The sequence below is a fragment of the Xanthobacter sp. NM-59 genome, from assembly GCF_021401125.1.
Lineage (GTDB): Bacteria > Pseudomonadota > Alphaproteobacteria > Rhizobiales > Xanthobacteraceae > Xanthobacter.
The window spans coordinates 68,214-83,241 of the sequence record NZ_JACBFQ010000004.1 but is presented as its reverse complement, the minus strand read 5'-3'; the positions used below and the strand labels follow the sequence as shown (position 1 = coordinate 83,241).

The window sequence follows — 15,028 nt, the reverse complement described above, 5'->3', positions numbered from 1 at the left end:
GACAGGCCATGTCGATCACCCCCGACGATGCCCGGCGCCTCATGGCCGCCCTGGTGGAGCTGAGCCCCTATAGGCGCCCCCTGCGCCCGCTGCTCGGCGACCTGACCCGGATCGCACTTGCCAACCACCAGCTTCACGCCGCGCTGGAGGGGCTGAGCACCCGCGTGCCCGCCGGCGGCGCCAAGCTCACGCGGGCCGACCTCGGCGCCGACGCGCCGCTGTTCGCCGATTTCCTGGAATACATGCGCTTTGCCTCGCCCGCCTTCCTGGCCAGCGTGGGCGAGTGGCCCATAGGAGGCGCCCGTGGCTGAGGCTGCCCATTGCGATGTGTGCGTTGTCGGCACGGGCGCCGGCGGAGGCATCCTGGCCTATGAGCTCGCGAAGGCGGGCCTGAAAGTGGTATCGCTGGAGCAGGGCGGGCGCCTTGCCGACGACCATTTCGAGAAGGTGGACCCGCCCGGCGCGCGGCTGGATTTCGGCGTGCGCCCCAAGTCCACCTGGCCTGTCGACCCGCTCGAAAACCTGTTCATCCACCCTTTGTACGCCAAGGGGCCGGAGGGCTCCACCGGATGGCCCGAGGGCAGCTTCCGCCACTATCAGATCCTGGCCGTCAACGGCCTGCAGAATCTGTGGAATGGCGTCAGCGTCCGGTTCGCGGAAAAGGACTTTTCCACCTGGCCGTTCGGCTATTCCGCCCTCGCGCCCCATTATGACGCGGTGGAGAGCCGCATCGTGGTGTGCGGCACCAAGGAAGCCATTCCCGAGCTGCCCGATGGCGTGTTCGTGCCGCCCAAGCCCCTGCGGCCGGCGGATGAGATGATCGTGGCGGCGGTCAAGTCCCTGGGCGAGCCGCACTCCCACGCCATTCCCAACCGCAAGGCCATCGACACGCGCGCGGGTGGGCCGCATTCCTGCGTCTCAACGGGCATCTGCACGTCCGGCTGCCCGGTGGGGTCGGTCTACAAGTTCACCGCGCGCCTGCTGCCGGAGATCCAGGGGCGCGACAATTACGAGCTGCGCACCGGTGCCAAGGTGGTGCGGGTGCTGCGCGAACCCGGCACCGCCCGCGTGAGCGGGGTGGAATATCGCGACATGGCGAGCGGCGAGCGGCGCGTGCTCACGGCCGACGTGGTGGTGCTGGCCACCGGCGCCGTGGAGACGCCGCGCATCCTCTTCAACTCCGCCGACGAGGCCGCGCCCCAGGGCCTGGGCAACCCCCATGGCCAGCTGGGCCTGCGCCTTCAGGACAATCCGAAGGCGGTGCTTTCCACCTCGCTCTGGCGCCTGTGGGGCAAGCATCGCGACTATGACGTGGGCTATGGCGACCATCTCATTCTGCTGTCGCGGGGCAAGACGCGGGATGGCGTCGAATTTCCCTTCATCGGCCACGCCATCCACGGCCTGCCGGACGTGCCCTATTATCTCTCCGAGATGCAGCGCTTCCCGCCCTTCATGAAAGAGTGGCTGGCGCGGATGATGTTCCACAGCTACGTGACGCTGGGCCTGTTCTGCGCCGGCGACCCCACCCCCCGCAACCGCGTGCGCCCCGGAACCACCACGGACGCCTTCGGCGTGCCGCATGTGACCGTGGACTTTTCCGTATCGGCCGAAACCGAGGCCATGATGGAAGCCATGCTGAAATGGGGCCGGCGCGTGCTGCGGCACACCTCATCCACCCTCATCAGCACCGGCACCGACAATACGGGAACGGGCATCCACTATGCCGGCACCACCGCCATTTCGGGGGATCCGGCGCGGGGCGTGGTGGACGCGAACCTGAAGTGCCACGACCTCGACAATCTCTATGTCTGCGACGGCGGCGTGGTGCCGGTGTTGCCTGACAAGCACCTGACACTCACCATCATGGCGCTGGCGCATCGGTTGGCGGGCCATCTGGTGGAGAAGGCCAAGGTCGCCACGGCGGCGGCCTGATCCGGCGTGGCAGGGAGAAGCACAATGGGCCGCTCGCGCTTCCGCGCTCTCATGCTCGGGGTGATCACCGCGCTGGCGCTGGCGCCGGCGGCGCGGGCCATGGACAATCTCGACACCTATCTGGAAGGGGTGCGGGCGAAATATCAGCTCCCGGCGCTGGCGGCGGCGGTCACCTCCAAGGGCGAGATCGTGGCGGCGGGCTCGGTGGGCAAAAGGGCCATCGGCCTGGATGTTCCCGTCACCATCAATGACCGCTTCCACCTCGGCTCCGACACCAAGGCCCTGACGGCCACCGTCGCCGGCACCCTGGTGGATGAGGGGCGGCTCAGCTGGAAGAGCACGGTGGGCGAGGTGCTGGGCAAGGCGGTTCCGGACATGAATCCGAAGCTCGCCGCCGTCACCCTCGAGCAGCTGTTGAGCCATTCCAGCGGCATTCCCACCGACACGCCGGACATGCTCGACATCTATATGAGCCCCGCCGCTTTCGAGAAGAATCCGCGCGACCAGCGCATCGATGCCGTCAACCGCTGGAAGCACCACGCGCCCAAGGTGCCCAAGGGCTCGCCCTTCCAATACGCCAATTTCGGCTATCTCATTGCCGGCGCCATGCTGGAGCAGGTGTCGGGCCAGCCGTGGGAACGGCTGGTGGAGGAGCGCATCTACAAGCCCCTCGGCCTCACCACCGCCGGCTTCGGCCCCCAGGCCACCACTGGGCGCTATGATGCGGCCATCGGCCATTCGCTGGGCGATGAGGGCCGCGCCAAGCCCATGCCGTGGGGCCCGGCGGCTGATGTGCCGCCGGTGATGGGACCGGCCGGCAGCGCCCACATGTCGGTGCTCGATTTCGCGCGCTGGGCGGATTGGAACGCCGGCGGCGCCCGGCGCGGGCCGCCCATCGTCAAGCCGGAGACCCTGGCTGAGATTCAGCGCCCCCACGTGCGCACGCCCCCGAGGCCCCATCCCGCGCCCGGCACGCCGGCGCAGGGGGAATATGGCTTCGGCTGGGGCATCGTGAAGTTCGACTGGGCGAAGACCCCCCTCCTCGCCCATAACGGCTCCAACTCCATGAACCTCGCCAAGATCCTGGTGGACCCGAAGGCCGATCGCGCCGTGGTGGTGGTGACCAACTTCCCCGGCCCCTATGCGGAAACCGCCGCCGCCGAGGTGCAGCAGCACCTTTACGAGGCCTATGTGCCGAAGCCCTGATACCAAAGGCCCGTGAGCAGGGCTCATGGGCCCTTTGGTTAAACCCGCGCGGCGCTTGAGCGTGGCCCATAAGCGTGGCCCACTTGGCACCGCTCGAAGACCGGGGCGGATGGGATGGGGCGCTTTACGCGCCGAACAGCCGCCGGTCCCAGAACACCGGCTCGTGCAGCCCTGCCGTGATCATCGCGAAGTCGGGATGGGCGGGATTGATGAGCACGTTGCGGTCGAGGCGAGCGACCGCGCTCGGCACCAGCAGAATGGCGCTGCGCCGCTCCCGGCACCAGCTCTCCCCAAAGGCCTTGCTCACCGTCGCCGGCATCGCGTCCCACCCCGGCAAAGCGGGCGGCGAGAACACCTCGTAAGTGAGGCCCCGCGGCAGGGTGATCTCCACATAATGCTGGTTCGGCGGCAGGCGCCCGCTGCCATGCACCAGCTTCTCCAGCAAAGCGGTGGAATAATGCTCGCTCGAATAGATCAGCGGGCTGCCCGGCGTGTTCCACCGCCCCGGCGCGAGGGTGGAGCCGGTGGCGTCGAAGATGGGAAAGGCGCCGTTGGGATCGCCGATCCGGTAGCTGAACAAGGTGCGGTCGAGGACCTGCGCCGTCACGCGGCGGTGCCGTATTTCAGCCGGCCGAGGATGTCGAGCACCAGCTCGGCGCCGATCTCACTCTGAAGAACCAGGTCGATGGGGCGCCGGTCTTCCAGCATGGCGTGGGGGCGGAACAGGAAGTCGCGGGCCTCGTCCGCATCCTGCCACACCTCCAGCGCGAAGGCCCACGCCCGCGCGAGCCGCGCCAGCCGCGTGCCCTCCTCGGCGGAAAGGCGCTGCGTGCCCTTGCGCCGCTCAAAGGTGGCCTTGGGCACCAGGCGGTATTTGAATTGCGCGTCATCGGGCGCCACCAGCCGCGCCACATGCTCCAGCGTGCCCAGGGGCAGGCCGCTCTCGATCCGCGACATCAGCCCCAAAGGCGAGCGCGCGGCAATTTCCTTCACCGGCAGGCCCAGCACATCGGCAACGCTCGAAAATGCAAGCATCATCGTCGCCTCTTTTCAGTTGGGCCTGAGATTAGGCTCAACTGAGGCCTCCCGCAAGCAGACCACCCGCGCCGTGCGCTTGCCCCTGACGGCAGCTACCACGCCCCTTCTAAAGAAGGGGCGTGGTAGCTTGCGGGTCGGCCCTTGCCGTCGCTGACGACGCTACACGTCCTGCGGCACCTCGGCGGGCACACGGGCCCAGCGGCGGCGCACAACCATGGCGCCCATGAGCACCGCCAGCAGGCCCGCGCCCAGAAGCTCGCTGTCGCGGTTCGGCACCATCACCAGCAGAGCGCCGGCCAGCAGCGCCACCCGCTCCATTCGGCCGATGGGCCCCACCCGATAGAGATAGCCTTCCACCGCGCAGGCGAGCAGCACCGTGGCGATAATGGCGGTGGTGACGGAGACCACGATGTTCACCACATCGCCCTGCAGCAGCAGGCCGGGATTGTAGACGAACATGAAGGGCAGGATGAACAGCACCAGCCCCAGCCGCATGGCGGCGAAGCCCGTCTCCAACCCCTTGCCCCCGGCGATCTGCGCGGCGGCGATGGCGGCCAGCGCCACCGGCGGGGTGATGTAGGAGAGCATGCCCCAATAGAGCACGAACAGGTGCGCCCCCAGCGGGTTCAGCCCCAGCCCCACCAGCGCCGGTGCCAGCACCGTCGCCAGGAAGATGTAGCAGGCGGAAACCGTCATCCCCATGCCCAGCACGAACGAGGTGAGGGCGCCCAGGATCAAGAGCAGCAGCACATTGTTGCCGCCATAGAGGATCAGCTCACGGGAGAAGGCGCTGCCCACGCCGGTCATGGCCAGCGAGCCCACGATGAGGCCGATGCCGCACAAGGTGGCCACCAGATAGGCGATGTTGCTCGTCACATCGAGCAGCAGCGCGCGCACGGTCGCGAGCGGCAGCACCCGCCGCGTCGCCACCACGCCCAGCACCAGCATGATGGCGGTGGCGTAATAGGCCGCATGGCCCGGGCTGGCGATGAACAGCAGCACCACCAGCGACACGAGCGAAACCAAATGATGCCACCCGCCCCGGACGGTGGCGAGAAGGTTCGGCAGCTGGTCGCGCCCCACCCCACGAATGCCGGTGCGCGCCGCAAAGGCATCGGCCTGGATGAACAGCGCGAGGTAATAGAGCATCGAGGGCACCACCGCCGCGATGATGATGGTGGTGTAGGAGGTGTCGAGGAACGAGGCCATGATGAAGGCCACCGCGCCCATCACCGGCGGCATCAGCGTTCCGCCGGTGGAGGCGCAGGCTTCGATGGCGCCGGCATAGGTGGCCGGATAGCCCGCCCGCTGCATGGCGGGAATGGTGAGGCGCCCGGTGGTGAGCACGTTCGAGACCACGCTGCCCGAGAGCGAGCCGAACAGGGCGCTGGAGAGCACCGCCACCTTGGCCGGCCCGCCACGGCTGCGGCCCATGAGGGCCATGGACAGGTCCATGAAGAACTGCCCTCCCCCCATCACGCTCAGCACCGAGCCGAAGATGATGAAGCCCACCAGCGTGTCCGCCACCACCCGCACCGGCATGCCGATGACGCTTTCCGCGCCCATCACATGGGCCGCCAGGGTTTCGGACAAGGTGAGCTCGGTGCCCCACAGGAAGCCCGGCATGTAGCCCGCGAACAGGGGATAGGACGCGAACACCACGCAGATGGCGAGCAGAGCCAGGCCGCCCGTGCGGCGCACCGCTTCCAGCGCCAGCGCCACCACCACCGCGCACACGGCCACAGCCGAGAACGGCGCCACCACTTCCCAGCCGCTGGTGATGATGGTTTCCGCCTCCACCGCCAGATAGCCGCAGGAGGCGAGCGCGAGCGCGGCGCAGGTCCAGTCGAACACCGTCACCTGCCGGTGGCGGGGGCTGGCCGGCTGCAGCAGGAAGGCGGCCGCCAGGAACAGGCCGATCAGCACATAGTAATAGCGATTGGCCAGCAGCGGCAGCACGCCGCCAATCTCCACATTGAAGCTCTGCGCCAGGATGATGGCGAGGCCGGCGCCGCCGAGCGCCAGCAGGGCAGCAAGGGCGGGCCCGCGCACGCGCGGCGGCGGCAGAGGCAGCGCCTCGACGGTGGCGGCGGCCGGCTCCCCGCAGGAGCGCGGCGCGGGGGACTTTGCCGAAGACATGGCAGACTCCTTCTGGGCGAGCCCGTGCCGGTGGACGCGGGCCATCGGCCGGCGCGCGGGCTCATTCCCGCGCGGGCCTTGCGCGAACCCGTTCGCCGCCGGCACGCGGCCGGCGGCACTCAGGTCAGTTGAGGTTCTGCTTGCGATAAGCGTCCCAGAAGGTCGGCCAGTCGGAATCGGCCACCTTCTTCTCGGCGGCGAGCGCGCGTGCGGTCGTCCAGGCGGCCTGCACCGACTTCAGCCGGGCCATGCGGCGCACGTTCCAGGCTTCGTCCTTGTCGGTCCACACGCCGATTTCCTTGAGATAGCGGACCGCGCCGGGGTGGAAGGGAGCATCCGAGGGCGCCGTGCCTGCCTCGGACATCCGCCAGGCCGGCATGGCGCTGGTGGCGCCCTGGTAGAGGCCGTAGGTCTGGTCCAGCGCCTTCAGGAACTGATACACATCATCGTCCGTCGCATTGGCATAGACGGAGATCATGGGATAGCGCACGGCGAACAGCTCCGCCGGCTTCTGCGGCGAGAGGCCAGCGCCGGCGGTGGCAGTGACGGGCGCGAAGAAGTCCGCCACCGAGGTGATGGCCTTCCAGCCCGCCGCATTGTCCTTGGGCAGGGGCACCCAGGCGATGCCGCGCTGGGATTCCAGCTCGTAGAGCGCAGCGGCCGTGGGCGTGGTGCCGGCCACATCCACCTGCCCGTCCACCAGCGCCTGGAGAGCGGCGCCATAGGAGGGCACTTCCACCACTTTCACATCGTCCCAGCTGAGGCCGCCAAAGGCCAGCATGGCCTCCACCTTGATATTGATGGAGGGGTTAGCCTTGATGCGCGGCACCCTTTTGCCCTTCACCTCCGCCACCGTGGCGATGCCGCTATTGGCGGCGGTGGCGAGGCCGAAAGTGGAGGGCCGCCCGGCCAGCACACGCAGATCCTGCGGGCCCCAATCGGCGGCCGCGAAATCATAGGTGCCCTCAGTCGCGAAATAGAGCTCGTCCGCGAGCCAGCCATATTGGGCGCGGCCGGTCTTCAGCGGCAGCAGGCGGGCGATGGAGGTGCCCGACGGCATCAGCCGCACCCGCGTGCCATAGGTCTTGCCGAAAGCGTCCGCGATGGCGGAGGCCTCCACGAAGCCGCTGGAGCCCACATCGTAAGTGGCCCAGACCATGCTGGACGGCAGCTTGGGGGCGCTGGGCTTCTCATCGGCCGCCAGGGCGGGCATGGCGGCCACGGCGAGCCCGGCGGCCAGTAATGCCGCCCGCACATTGAACATCCTCATCATTTCCTCCCGAACTCTGATCTTTATTGGCGTTGATCAGTTGTGATGGGCGCGTTGGCGTGGCACGACACCATCACTCAAGAATTGATCCGTCTCCTCTGGGCCATATCCCGCTTCCGCGAGAATCTCGGCCGTGTGCTGGCCGAAGGCCGGCGGCGGGCGGCGATAGCTGGGCGCCGCCTCGCTCAGCCGCACCGGCGCGCCGAGCCCGCGATAGGCCCCCATCTCCACCACCATGCCGCGATGGCGGGCATGGGGCTGGGCGAGAGCCTCCGACACGTCCAGGATGGCACCCGCCGGCACCCCGGCGGCGATCAGCCGGGCCGCCAGCTCCACCCCGTCAAACGCCTTCAGCTGCTCTTCCAGGGCGATGCGCAGCGCCTCCCGGTTCTCCACCCGTACCCCATTGGTGAGGAAACGCGGATCGCCGCCCAGTTCGGGCGCTCCGATGACCGCGCACAGCTTGCGGAACTGCCGGTCATTGCCCACCGCCAGATAAATGGGGCGGGTGGCGGTGGCATAAGTGGAATACGGCGCGATATTGGGATGATTATTGCCCGAGCGCTGGGGAAGCTTGCCGGACAGGAAGTAGTTCGCCGCATGGGGATGCAAAAGCGACAGCGCGGAATCGAACAAGGTCGCTTCCACGAACTGCCCGCGCCCGGTCTCAACCCGATTGTGCAATGCCAGCAGGATCCCGAGGGTGGCGTTGAGGCCGGTCACCATGTCCACCACCGGCAGGCCGACGCGGGTGGGCTCGCCGCCCTCCGCGCCGTTCACGCTCATCAGGCCGCCCATGGCCTGCAGCACCGCATCATAGCCCGGCAGGCCGCCCAGGGGCCCATCGGCGCCGAAGCCGCTCACCCGGCAATGGATAAGGCGCGGAAAGCGCTTGGCAAGCACCTCCTCATAGCCCAGCCCCCATTTCTCCAGGGTGCCGGTCTTGAAATTCTCCACCAGCACGTCCGCATCTTCCAGCAGGCGCAGCAGAACCTCGCGGCCGGTGGGGTGGGTGAGGTCCAGGGCCATGGAGCGCTTGTTGCGGTTCACGCCGAGGAAATAAGAGGCGGTGCCGTCCAGAAAGGGCGGCCCCCATTCGCGGGTTTCGTCGCCCTGGGGCGGCTCGATCTTGATGATGTCGGCGCCGTGGTCGCCCAGCACCTGGGTGGCGAACGGCCCGCCCAGCACGCGGCTGAGATCCACCACCTTCAGGCCGGCAAGCGCGCCGGTGGCTTTAGCGGCGCTCATTCCGCCGCCTCGCGGGTCGTGGGAGTGTCCTCGCCGAGCAGGGTCGCGAGTTCCGCCGCATCATCGCCGCCGCGCAGGGGATCGCGGGGCAGAAGCTTGTGCCGCAGCACCGCACCGGCGAGCGCGAGACGCGCGCCCGAGCGGGCGTTGGTGCGCTCCTCGATGCGCGCATTCTCCCAGCTCAGCACGGTGGCGGAGGCGGCGTTGTAGACGGCCGAGGCTGCCTGGCGCACATCCGCCTCGCGGGCGCGGTCCTGCGCCACTTCATCCATGAAGCCGAGCGCCGATTTCAGCGTTTCGGCAAGGCCCGCCGGCATGCGCGCGGCACCCGTTTCCCGTTGCAGGTCATCGAGATAATCGGCGAGCGCCGCGAGCGCCCCCTCGCGCCGCGCGGCGCGGGCCACGTCCAGGGCCACGATGTTGCTGGTGCCCTCCCAAATGGAGCCCAGATGGGCGTCGCGCAGCACGCGGGCGTCGGACCACTCCTCGATATAGCCGCAGCCGCCGCGCACCTCCATGGCGTCGCCCGCCACCTTGCGGGCATCACGGCAGGTGCGGAACTTGATGAGCGGGGTGAGGATGCGCAGCACCTTGACGCTGCGCGCATCGCCCGCATCCGCCGCCTCCAGCACCTTGGCGGTGTGGAACACCATGGAGCGGCCCTGCTCGGCCGTCACCTGCATCTTGGCGAGCTGCCGGCGCATCAGCGGCAAGTCCGCCAGCCGGGAGCCGAACGCCGTGCGGTTGCGGGCCACGAACAGCGCCTCGTTCACCGAGCGGCGCATCAGCCCGGCGGAGCGCACGCCATTGGCCAGGCGCGACATGTTGATCATGTCCGTCATCTGCTTGAAGCCGGAATTGGGCTCGCCCACCAGATAGGCCTGCGCCCCCTCCAGCATGATCTCGCCAGAGGCCATGGAGCGGGTGCCCATCTTCTCCTTCAGCCGCAGGATGCGATAGGCGTTGCGCCGCCCGTCCGGCAGGTGGCGCGGCAGCAGGAACAAGGAGAGCCCCTTGGTGCCCGGCCCCGCCCCTTCCGGACGCGCCAGAACCATGCCCAGAGCAGCGTCGGGATTGGAGCAGAACCACTTGTCGCCATAGAGCTTCCACACGCCATCCTCGAGGCGTGCGGTGCACTCGATGGCGCCCACATCCGAGCCCGCCACCTGCTCCGTCATGAACATGGAGCCCTGGGCCAGCGTCTCCAGATCCTGGCTGGTGAGATCGTCGAAATAGCGCGCGACGAGGTCCGGAGCGCCGAATTTCACCAGAGTGCGGGTGAGGGAATCCGTCATGCTCAGCGGGCAGCACAGGCCGAATTCCGCCTGCACGAACAGATAGACCAGAGCATATTTCACGATCGGCGGCAGCTTGTCCGGCGCGCCGAACACACCGGGGCGGTGGGACATGGCGGCTAGGCCGAAATCACCGAACGCCACCTGCTCCAGCGCCACATAGGCCGGGTGCTTGGTCACCTTTTCATCCGGCGCGCCGTTGCGGGCGCGGATGGTGAGGGTGGGCGGGTTCTTGTCCGCGGTGAGGGCCAGCTCGTCGAGCCGACCGCCCACCAGTTCCCCCATATGCTCCAGATGCGGCAGCACCCGCTCCAGCATGTCGTCGCTCAGATAGACCCGCAGCAGGTCCAGAAACCCCGGGTCGGCGTGGAACACGTTCCAGCCGGAACTGTCCGGAATATTGCGATGCACCGCCACAGGCAAACCCTCCTCCCACTCGGCCGATTATCTCGGCATTGATCCGTTGCAGAGAGGATGGTTGAGTTATGATCTCTAATCCAATATCGATTTTGTATTCCGTGATAGCGAAATGGATATCATCTGAGCCATGGCCATCACCTTCCGGCAGCTGCAGCACTTCCTGGTTCTGTCCGAGCAGCTTCATTTCGGCCGGGCGGCGCGCCTGCTGAACATCTCCCAGCCGCCGCTCAGCGCCAGCCTGAAGCAGCTGGAGGAGCATCTGGGCTTCCAGCTCATCGACCGCTCGAGCAAGACGGTGCGCCTCACCCCCGCCGGGGTGGTGTTCGCGGAGCATGCGGCGCGCATTCTCGGCCAGCTGCGCTCGGCGCAGGAGATCGCGGGGCAGACGGCGCGCGGTACGGTGGGCAAGCTCACCGTGGCCTTCGTGCCCTCCATGCTCTATCGCCGCCTGCCGGCTTTGCTGAAGGATTTTCAGGAACGCTTCCCGCAGGTGGAGCTGCATTTGCAGGAGATGAATTCCACCCGGCAGATCGAGCAGCTCATCAGCCACAAGATCGATGTGGGCTTCGTGCACGCGACGCCCTTTCCGGACGCCATCGCCACCCTGCCCTTGGAAGTGGAGCGCCTCATGTGCTGCGTGCCGCGCCAGCACCGTCTGGCGGGGCGCAGCCAGGTGTCACTGCGGGAGCTGTCGGGCGAGCGCATCCTGGTGTTCGCGCGCGATTTCGCCGCCCATTATCACGATCGCATCGTGGGGCTGCTGCGCTCCGCCCATGTGGAGCCGCACCTCAATTACCGCATCCAGAGCTGGTTTACGGTCATCGCCTTGGTGAGCCAGGGCATGGGGGTGTCCATCGTCCCGCGCTCCCTCATCCGCAGCCATGTGGCGGACGTGACCTATATCGAGCTCGCCGAGCCCACGGCCGAGCACCATGTGGCCCTGGCCTGGCGGATGGAGGCCAATTCCGACGCATGCAGCGCCTTCGTCGCCAGCATCCGCGAGCACTATCATCCGCTGACGGTTTCCTGACGCCAAAGGCCCGCGGGGGAGCCCCACGGGCCTTTGGCCGCCCGGCCAGCCGCGCCGGCCCCTGCACCAGCGCGGCGTCGCGGCTCACTCGGCCGCGTCGCGGGCCTTCAGCATGTCGAGGGCAACATCGACGATCATGTCTTCCTGGCCGCCGACCATGCGGCGCTTGCCGAGCTCCACCAGGATCTCGCGTGTGTCCACGCCATAGAGCTTGGAGGCATTTTCCGCATGACGCAGGAAGCTGGAGTAGACGCCGGCATAGCCCAGGGCGAGGCTCTCCCGGTCCACGCGCACCGGGCGGTCCTGCAGGGGGCGCACCAAGTCGTCCGCCGCGTCCATCAGGCCGTAGAGGTCGCAGCCGGTGGCAATGCCCTTGCGCTCCAGAACTGCGATGAGGGCTTCCAGCGGCGCATTGCCCGCGCCCGCGCCCATGCCCGCCAACGAGGCATCCACCCGCACAGCGCCCGCCTCGATGCCCGCCACCGCATTGGCGACACCCAGCGTCAGGTTGTGATGGGTGTGCACGCCGATCTCGGTCTCAGGCTTCAAGGCCTCGCGCATGGCCTTCACGCGGACGAAATAATCCTCCGGCAGCAGCGCGCCGGCCGAATCCGTCACATAGACGCATTCGGCGCCGTAGCTCTCCATGAGCTTGCCCTGCTCCACCAGCTTTTCGGGCTCCAGCATGTGGGCCATCATCAGGAAGCCCACCGTGTCCATGCCCATCTCGCGCGCCACCTCTATATGCTGGCGCGAGACGTCGGCCTCGGTGCAGTGGGTGGCGATGCGCACCGAGCGGGCGCCGGCCTTGTAGGCCTCCTTCAGGTCATGCACCGTACCGATGCCGGGCAGCAGCAGCACGGTGGGCACCGCATGGGTGCACACCTCCGCCACGGCGGCAATCCACTCCACGTCGTCATGAGCGCCGAAGCCGTAATTGAAGGTGGAGCCAGTGAGCCCGTCGCCATGGGTGATCTCGATGGCGTCCACCTTCGCCGCATCCAGGGCGCGGGCGATTTCGCGGGCGGTATCGAGGCTGTATTGATGGCGCACGGCATGCATGCCGTCGCGCAGGGTCACGTCCTGGATATAGATCTTGTTCGGGTTGGGACGGGCCATCACGCGGCCTCCTTCGCAAGCGCCTTGGCGGCCCAGTGATCGGCGGTGATGAGGGCGGCCGAGGTCATGATGTCGAGATTGCCGGCATAAGCGGGCAGGTAGTGCGCCGCCCCTTCCACTTCCAGCAGAATGGTGGTCTTCAGCCCCGACTGATAGCCGAGGCCCGGAATGCGCACCGGCGCGTTGCTCGGAATGTCCTCGAACTGCACCTTCTGCTTCAGCCGGTAGCCGGGCACGTATTTCTGCACGGCCGCGGCCATCTGCTGGATGGATGCCTCGATCGCCTCGCGCGAGCCGCCCTGGCTGAGAGTGAAGACCGTGTCACGCATGATGGGCGGCGGCTCGGCCGGGTTGAGGATGATGACCGCCTTGCCGCGCTCCGCCCCGCCCAGCACCTCGATGGCCTTGGACGTGGTTTCGGTGAATTCGTCGATGTTCGCCCGCGTGCCGGGACCCGCCGAACGGGAGGAGATGGAGGCGACGATCTCGCCCCAGATCACCCGGCCGGTGGCGCGCTTCACGGCATGCACCATGGGAATGGTGGCCTGCCCGCCGCAGGTGACCATGTTGACGTTGGGCTCGTCGATATTGGCGTCGCCATTGATGGCGGGGATGGTGAAGGGACCGATGGCCGCCGGCGTCAGGTCGATGACCTTCTTGCCGTCCTTCTGGAGCAGCTCGTTGTTGCGGATGTGGGCCCCGGCGGAGGTAGCGTCGAACACCACGCCGATCTCGCCATAATTCGGCATGGCGCGCAGCCCCTCGATGCCCTCATGGGTCACCGGAACGCCCAGCCGCGCGGCGCGGGCGAGGCCATCCGACTTGGGATCGATGCCCACCATGGCACCCATCTCCAAATTCTTCGACGTGCGCATGATCTTGATCATCAGGTCGGTGCCGATGTTCCCCGAACCGATGATTGCTGCTTTCATCTTGGTCATATGGAGAAACTCCCCGGAGCCACGGGCCGCAATGGTCTGGCTCCATTGTTCAATTCTAAAAAAACCGCGACCACGTGCGCGCGACGCAAGGACAAGGCCCCATCGCCGCGCGCGAATGCAGGAATGGCTCAGAGCCGGCCGTCAGCGACCTTGCGCAGGTCCGTCCTGGGGTTGGCGAGAAGGGCGCGGTCGCCCACCCGGTAGCCGGCGGCGATCATCGCCCGCGCCGGGCGCATCTCGCGGCCATTGTCGATGGTGAAGGCGCCCACCACCACGCCGTCCTTGAGGCCGAACACGGTGGACTTCAGCGCCCCCTCATCGCCGCGCCGCAGCCACTCGTCCGCCTGCTGCGCGCCGGCGACCTGGAAATTGTGGCCATATTGGTCGGTCCAATACCAAGGCACCTCGAAGCCGCAGGGCTCCCCCGTCACCATGGACCGGCCGACGCCGGTGCCCTGGTTCTGCGCATTGGCCCAGGTTTCGAACCGCAGGTGGGAGCCGAAAGCGGGGTTCCATTGGCGGGCCACGTCGCCGGCGGCGTAGACGGCCGGATGACTGGTGCGGCCGCACTCGTCCACCACAATACCGTCCTCAACCCTGAGGCCGGCGGAAATGGCGAGGTCCGCATTCAGCTCCACACCGATACCGTACACCACCAGATCGCCAGTGAAGACACGGCCATCCGCCGCCTTCAGCGTGATCTCGCGAGTATTGGCGCGGGTCGCCTCCACCAGCTCGGCGCCCAGCTCGAAGACGACGCCGTGCTCGCGGTGAAGAGCAGTCAGCACCTCCACCATGGGCGCCGGGGCCCCGCGCGCCATCAGGCGCTCACCACGCTCGATCACCGTCACCGCGGCGCCCATGGCCACCGCGCTCGCGGCCACCTCCAGCCCAATGACGCCGCCGCCCACCACGAGAACGCGGCGGCCCGGCCAGATATGGCCGCGCAGGGCCTCCGCATCGTCCAGGGTGCGCAGGGTGTAGACGCCGCTGCCGAGCTGGTCGAGCAGAGGATAGGCCCGCGCCCGCGCGCCGGTGGCCAACAGCAGCTTGTCGAAGGCGAGCGTCTCGCCGGAGGCCAGCTCCAGGCGCTTTTCATCCAGGTCGAAGTGCACGGCGGCATCGCCGAACCGGCACTCGATTCCCTTTTCCGCATAGTAGCTTTCGGGATGGATGGCGAAATGGGCCGTCTCCGGCTTCACCAGCACATCCTTGGAGAGCGGCGGGCGCTCATAGGGCAGATGGGGCTCGGCACCGACCAGCACGATGCGGCCGGCAAAGCCCGCCTCGCGCATGGCGCTGGCCGCGGCGGCGCCCGCCTGGCCGCCGCCCACCACCACATGCACGGGCCCCTCGCTGACGGGGCGGGTCATCACATTCATGGCCGCCC

Annotated in this window: 13 protein-coding genes; 4 read left to right on the top strand and 9 right to left on the bottom strand. The window is 67.8% G+C overall.

Annotated elements, in window-relative coordinates; genetic code table 11:
* Positions 1-8 precede the first annotated feature (8 nt).
* Genes L0966_RS09930 through L0966_RS09920 form a run of 3 tightly spaced genes read left to right on the top strand, consistent with a single transcriptional unit; the run spans position 9 to position 3,138 of the window.
* Positions 9-311, top strand: coding sequence for a hypothetical protein (locus L0966_RS09930; protein ID WP_234051748.1), 303 nt, complete (start codon positions 9-11; stop codon positions 309-311).
* Entirely contained in the window at positions 304-1,932 is a 1,629-nt protein-coding gene (locus tag L0966_RS09925; protein ID WP_234051747.1) for a GMC family oxidoreductase, read from the top strand. Before L0966_RS09930 ends, L0966_RS09925 begins: the two co-directional genes overlap by 8 nt.
* A gap of 24 nt (positions 1,933-1,956) precedes the next feature.
* On the top strand, positions 1,957-3,138 hold the full coding sequence (locus tag L0966_RS09920) for a serine hydrolase (RefSeq protein ID WP_234051746.1): 1,182 nt from the start codon (positions 1,957-1,959) through the stop codon (positions 3,136-3,138).
* Between the two features lie 124 nt (positions 3,139-3,262).
* Here L0966_RS09920 and L0966_RS09915 read toward each other — a convergent pair whose 3' ends face one another.
* The 6 genes from L0966_RS09915 to L0966_RS09890 all read right to left on the bottom strand — a co-directional run bounded on the left by L0966_RS09915 (position 3,263) and on the right by L0966_RS09890 (position 10,545).
* Positions 3,263-3,745, bottom strand: a complete 483-nt coding sequence (locus L0966_RS09915) for an RES family NAD+ phosphorylase (protein WP_234051745.1) — start codon at positions 3,743-3,745, stop codon at positions 3,263-3,265.
* A complete protein-coding gene (locus L0966_RS09910) occupies positions 3,742-4,173 on the bottom strand; it encodes an antitoxin Xre/MbcA/ParS toxin-binding domain-containing protein (RefSeq protein WP_234051912.1) in 432 nt (143 codons plus the stop codon). The genes L0966_RS09915 and L0966_RS09910 overlap by 4 nt, the downstream gene beginning before the upstream one ends.
* A gap of 162 nt (positions 4,174-4,335) precedes the next feature.
* Complete coding sequence (locus L0966_RS09905) at positions 4,336-6,315, bottom strand: TRAP transporter fused permease subunit (RefSeq protein ID WP_234051744.1); 1,980 nt, start codon at positions 6,313-6,315, stop codon at positions 4,336-4,338.
* A gap of 124 nt (positions 6,316-6,439) precedes the next feature.
* Entirely contained in the window at positions 6,440-7,588 is a 1,149-nt protein-coding gene (locus L0966_RS09900) for a TAXI family TRAP transporter solute-binding subunit (RefSeq protein WP_234051743.1), read from the bottom strand.
* A 33-nt stretch (positions 7,589-7,621) separates the two neighbouring features.
* On the bottom strand, positions 7,622-8,833 hold the full coding sequence (locus L0966_RS09895) for a CaiB/BaiF CoA-transferase family protein (RefSeq protein ID WP_234051742.1): 1,212 nt from the start codon (positions 8,831-8,833) through the stop codon (positions 7,622-7,624).
* Complete coding sequence (locus L0966_RS09890; protein WP_234051741.1) at positions 8,830-10,545, bottom strand: acyl-CoA dehydrogenase family protein; 1,716 nt, start codon at positions 10,543-10,545, stop codon at positions 8,830-8,832. The genes L0966_RS09895 and L0966_RS09890 overlap by 4 nt, the downstream gene beginning before the upstream one ends.
* 130 nt (positions 10,546-10,675) lie before the next feature.
* On the opposite strand from L0966_RS09890, the gene L0966_RS09885 reads away from it, so the two are divergent.
* Positions 10,676-11,578, top strand: coding sequence for a LysR family transcriptional regulator (locus L0966_RS09885; protein WP_234051740.1), 903 nt, complete (start codon positions 10,676-10,678; stop codon positions 11,576-11,578).
* A gap of 84 nt (positions 11,579-11,662) precedes the next feature.
* Here the strand turns inward: L0966_RS09885 and dmpG are convergent, their stop codons facing one another.
* The 3 genes from dmpG to hcaD all read right to left on the bottom strand — a co-directional run bounded on the left by dmpG (position 11,663) and on the right by hcaD (position 15,020).
* Positions 11,663-12,697 carry a 4-hydroxy-2-oxovalerate aldolase gene (gene dmpG, locus L0966_RS09880; RefSeq protein ID WP_234051739.1) on the bottom strand — a complete coding sequence of 345 codons (1,035 nt, stop codon included), beginning with the start codon at positions 12,695-12,697 and terminating at the stop codon, positions 11,663-11,665.
* Entirely contained in the window at positions 12,697-13,638 is a 942-nt protein-coding gene (locus tag L0966_RS09875; protein WP_234051738.1) for an acetaldehyde dehydrogenase (acetylating), read from the bottom strand. Before L0966_RS09875 ends, dmpG begins: the two co-directional genes overlap by 1 nt.
* A gap of 128 nt (positions 13,639-13,766) precedes the next feature.
* A complete protein-coding gene (gene hcaD, locus L0966_RS09870; RefSeq protein WP_234051737.1) occupies positions 13,767-15,020 on the bottom strand; it encodes a 3-phenylpropionate/cinnamic acid dioxygenase ferredoxin--NAD(+) reductase subunit in 1,254 nt (417 codons plus the stop codon).
* Positions 15,021-15,028: the final 8 nt, after the last annotated feature.

Excerpts from the sequence above, each read along its gene's own strand:
- L0966_RS09885 (WP_234051740.1), top strand. The coding sequence starts at position 10,676 with ATGGCCATCACCTTCCGGCAGCTGCAGCACTTCCTGGTTCTGTCCGAG.
- L0966_RS09895 (WP_234051742.1), bottom strand. The coding sequence starts at position 8,833 with ATGAGCGCCGCTAAAGCCACCGGCGCGCTTGCCGGCCTGAAGGTGGTG.
- L0966_RS09930 (WP_234051748.1), top strand. The coding sequence starts at position 9 with ATGTCGATCACCCCCGACGATGCCCGGCGCCTCATGGCCGCCCTGGTG.
- L0966_RS09875 (WP_234051738.1), bottom strand. The coding sequence starts at position 13,638 with ATGACCAAGATGAAAGCAGCAATCATCGGTTCGGGGAACATCGGCACC.
- dmpG (WP_234051739.1), bottom strand. The coding sequence starts at position 12,697 with ATGGCCCGTCCCAACCCGAACAAGATCTATATCCAGGACGTGACCCTG.
- L0966_RS09910 (WP_234051912.1), bottom strand. The coding sequence starts at position 4,173 with ATGCTTGCATTTTCGAGCGTTGCCGATGTGCTGGGCCTGCCGGTGAAG.
- L0966_RS09905 (WP_234051744.1), bottom strand. The coding sequence starts at position 6,315 with ATGTCTTCGGCAAAGTCCCCCGCGCCGCGCTCCTGCGGGGAGCCGGCC.
- L0966_RS09900 (WP_234051743.1), bottom strand. The coding sequence starts at position 7,588 with ATGATGAGGATGTTCAATGTGCGGGCGGCATTACTGGCCGCCGGGCTC.
- hcaD (WP_234051737.1), bottom strand. The coding sequence starts at position 15,020 with ATGAATGTGATGACCCGCCCCGTCAGCGAGGGGCCCGTGCATGTGGTG.
- L0966_RS09920 (WP_234051746.1), top strand. The coding sequence starts at position 1,957 with ATGGGCCGCTCGCGCTTCCGCGCTCTCATGCTCGGGGTGATCACCGCG.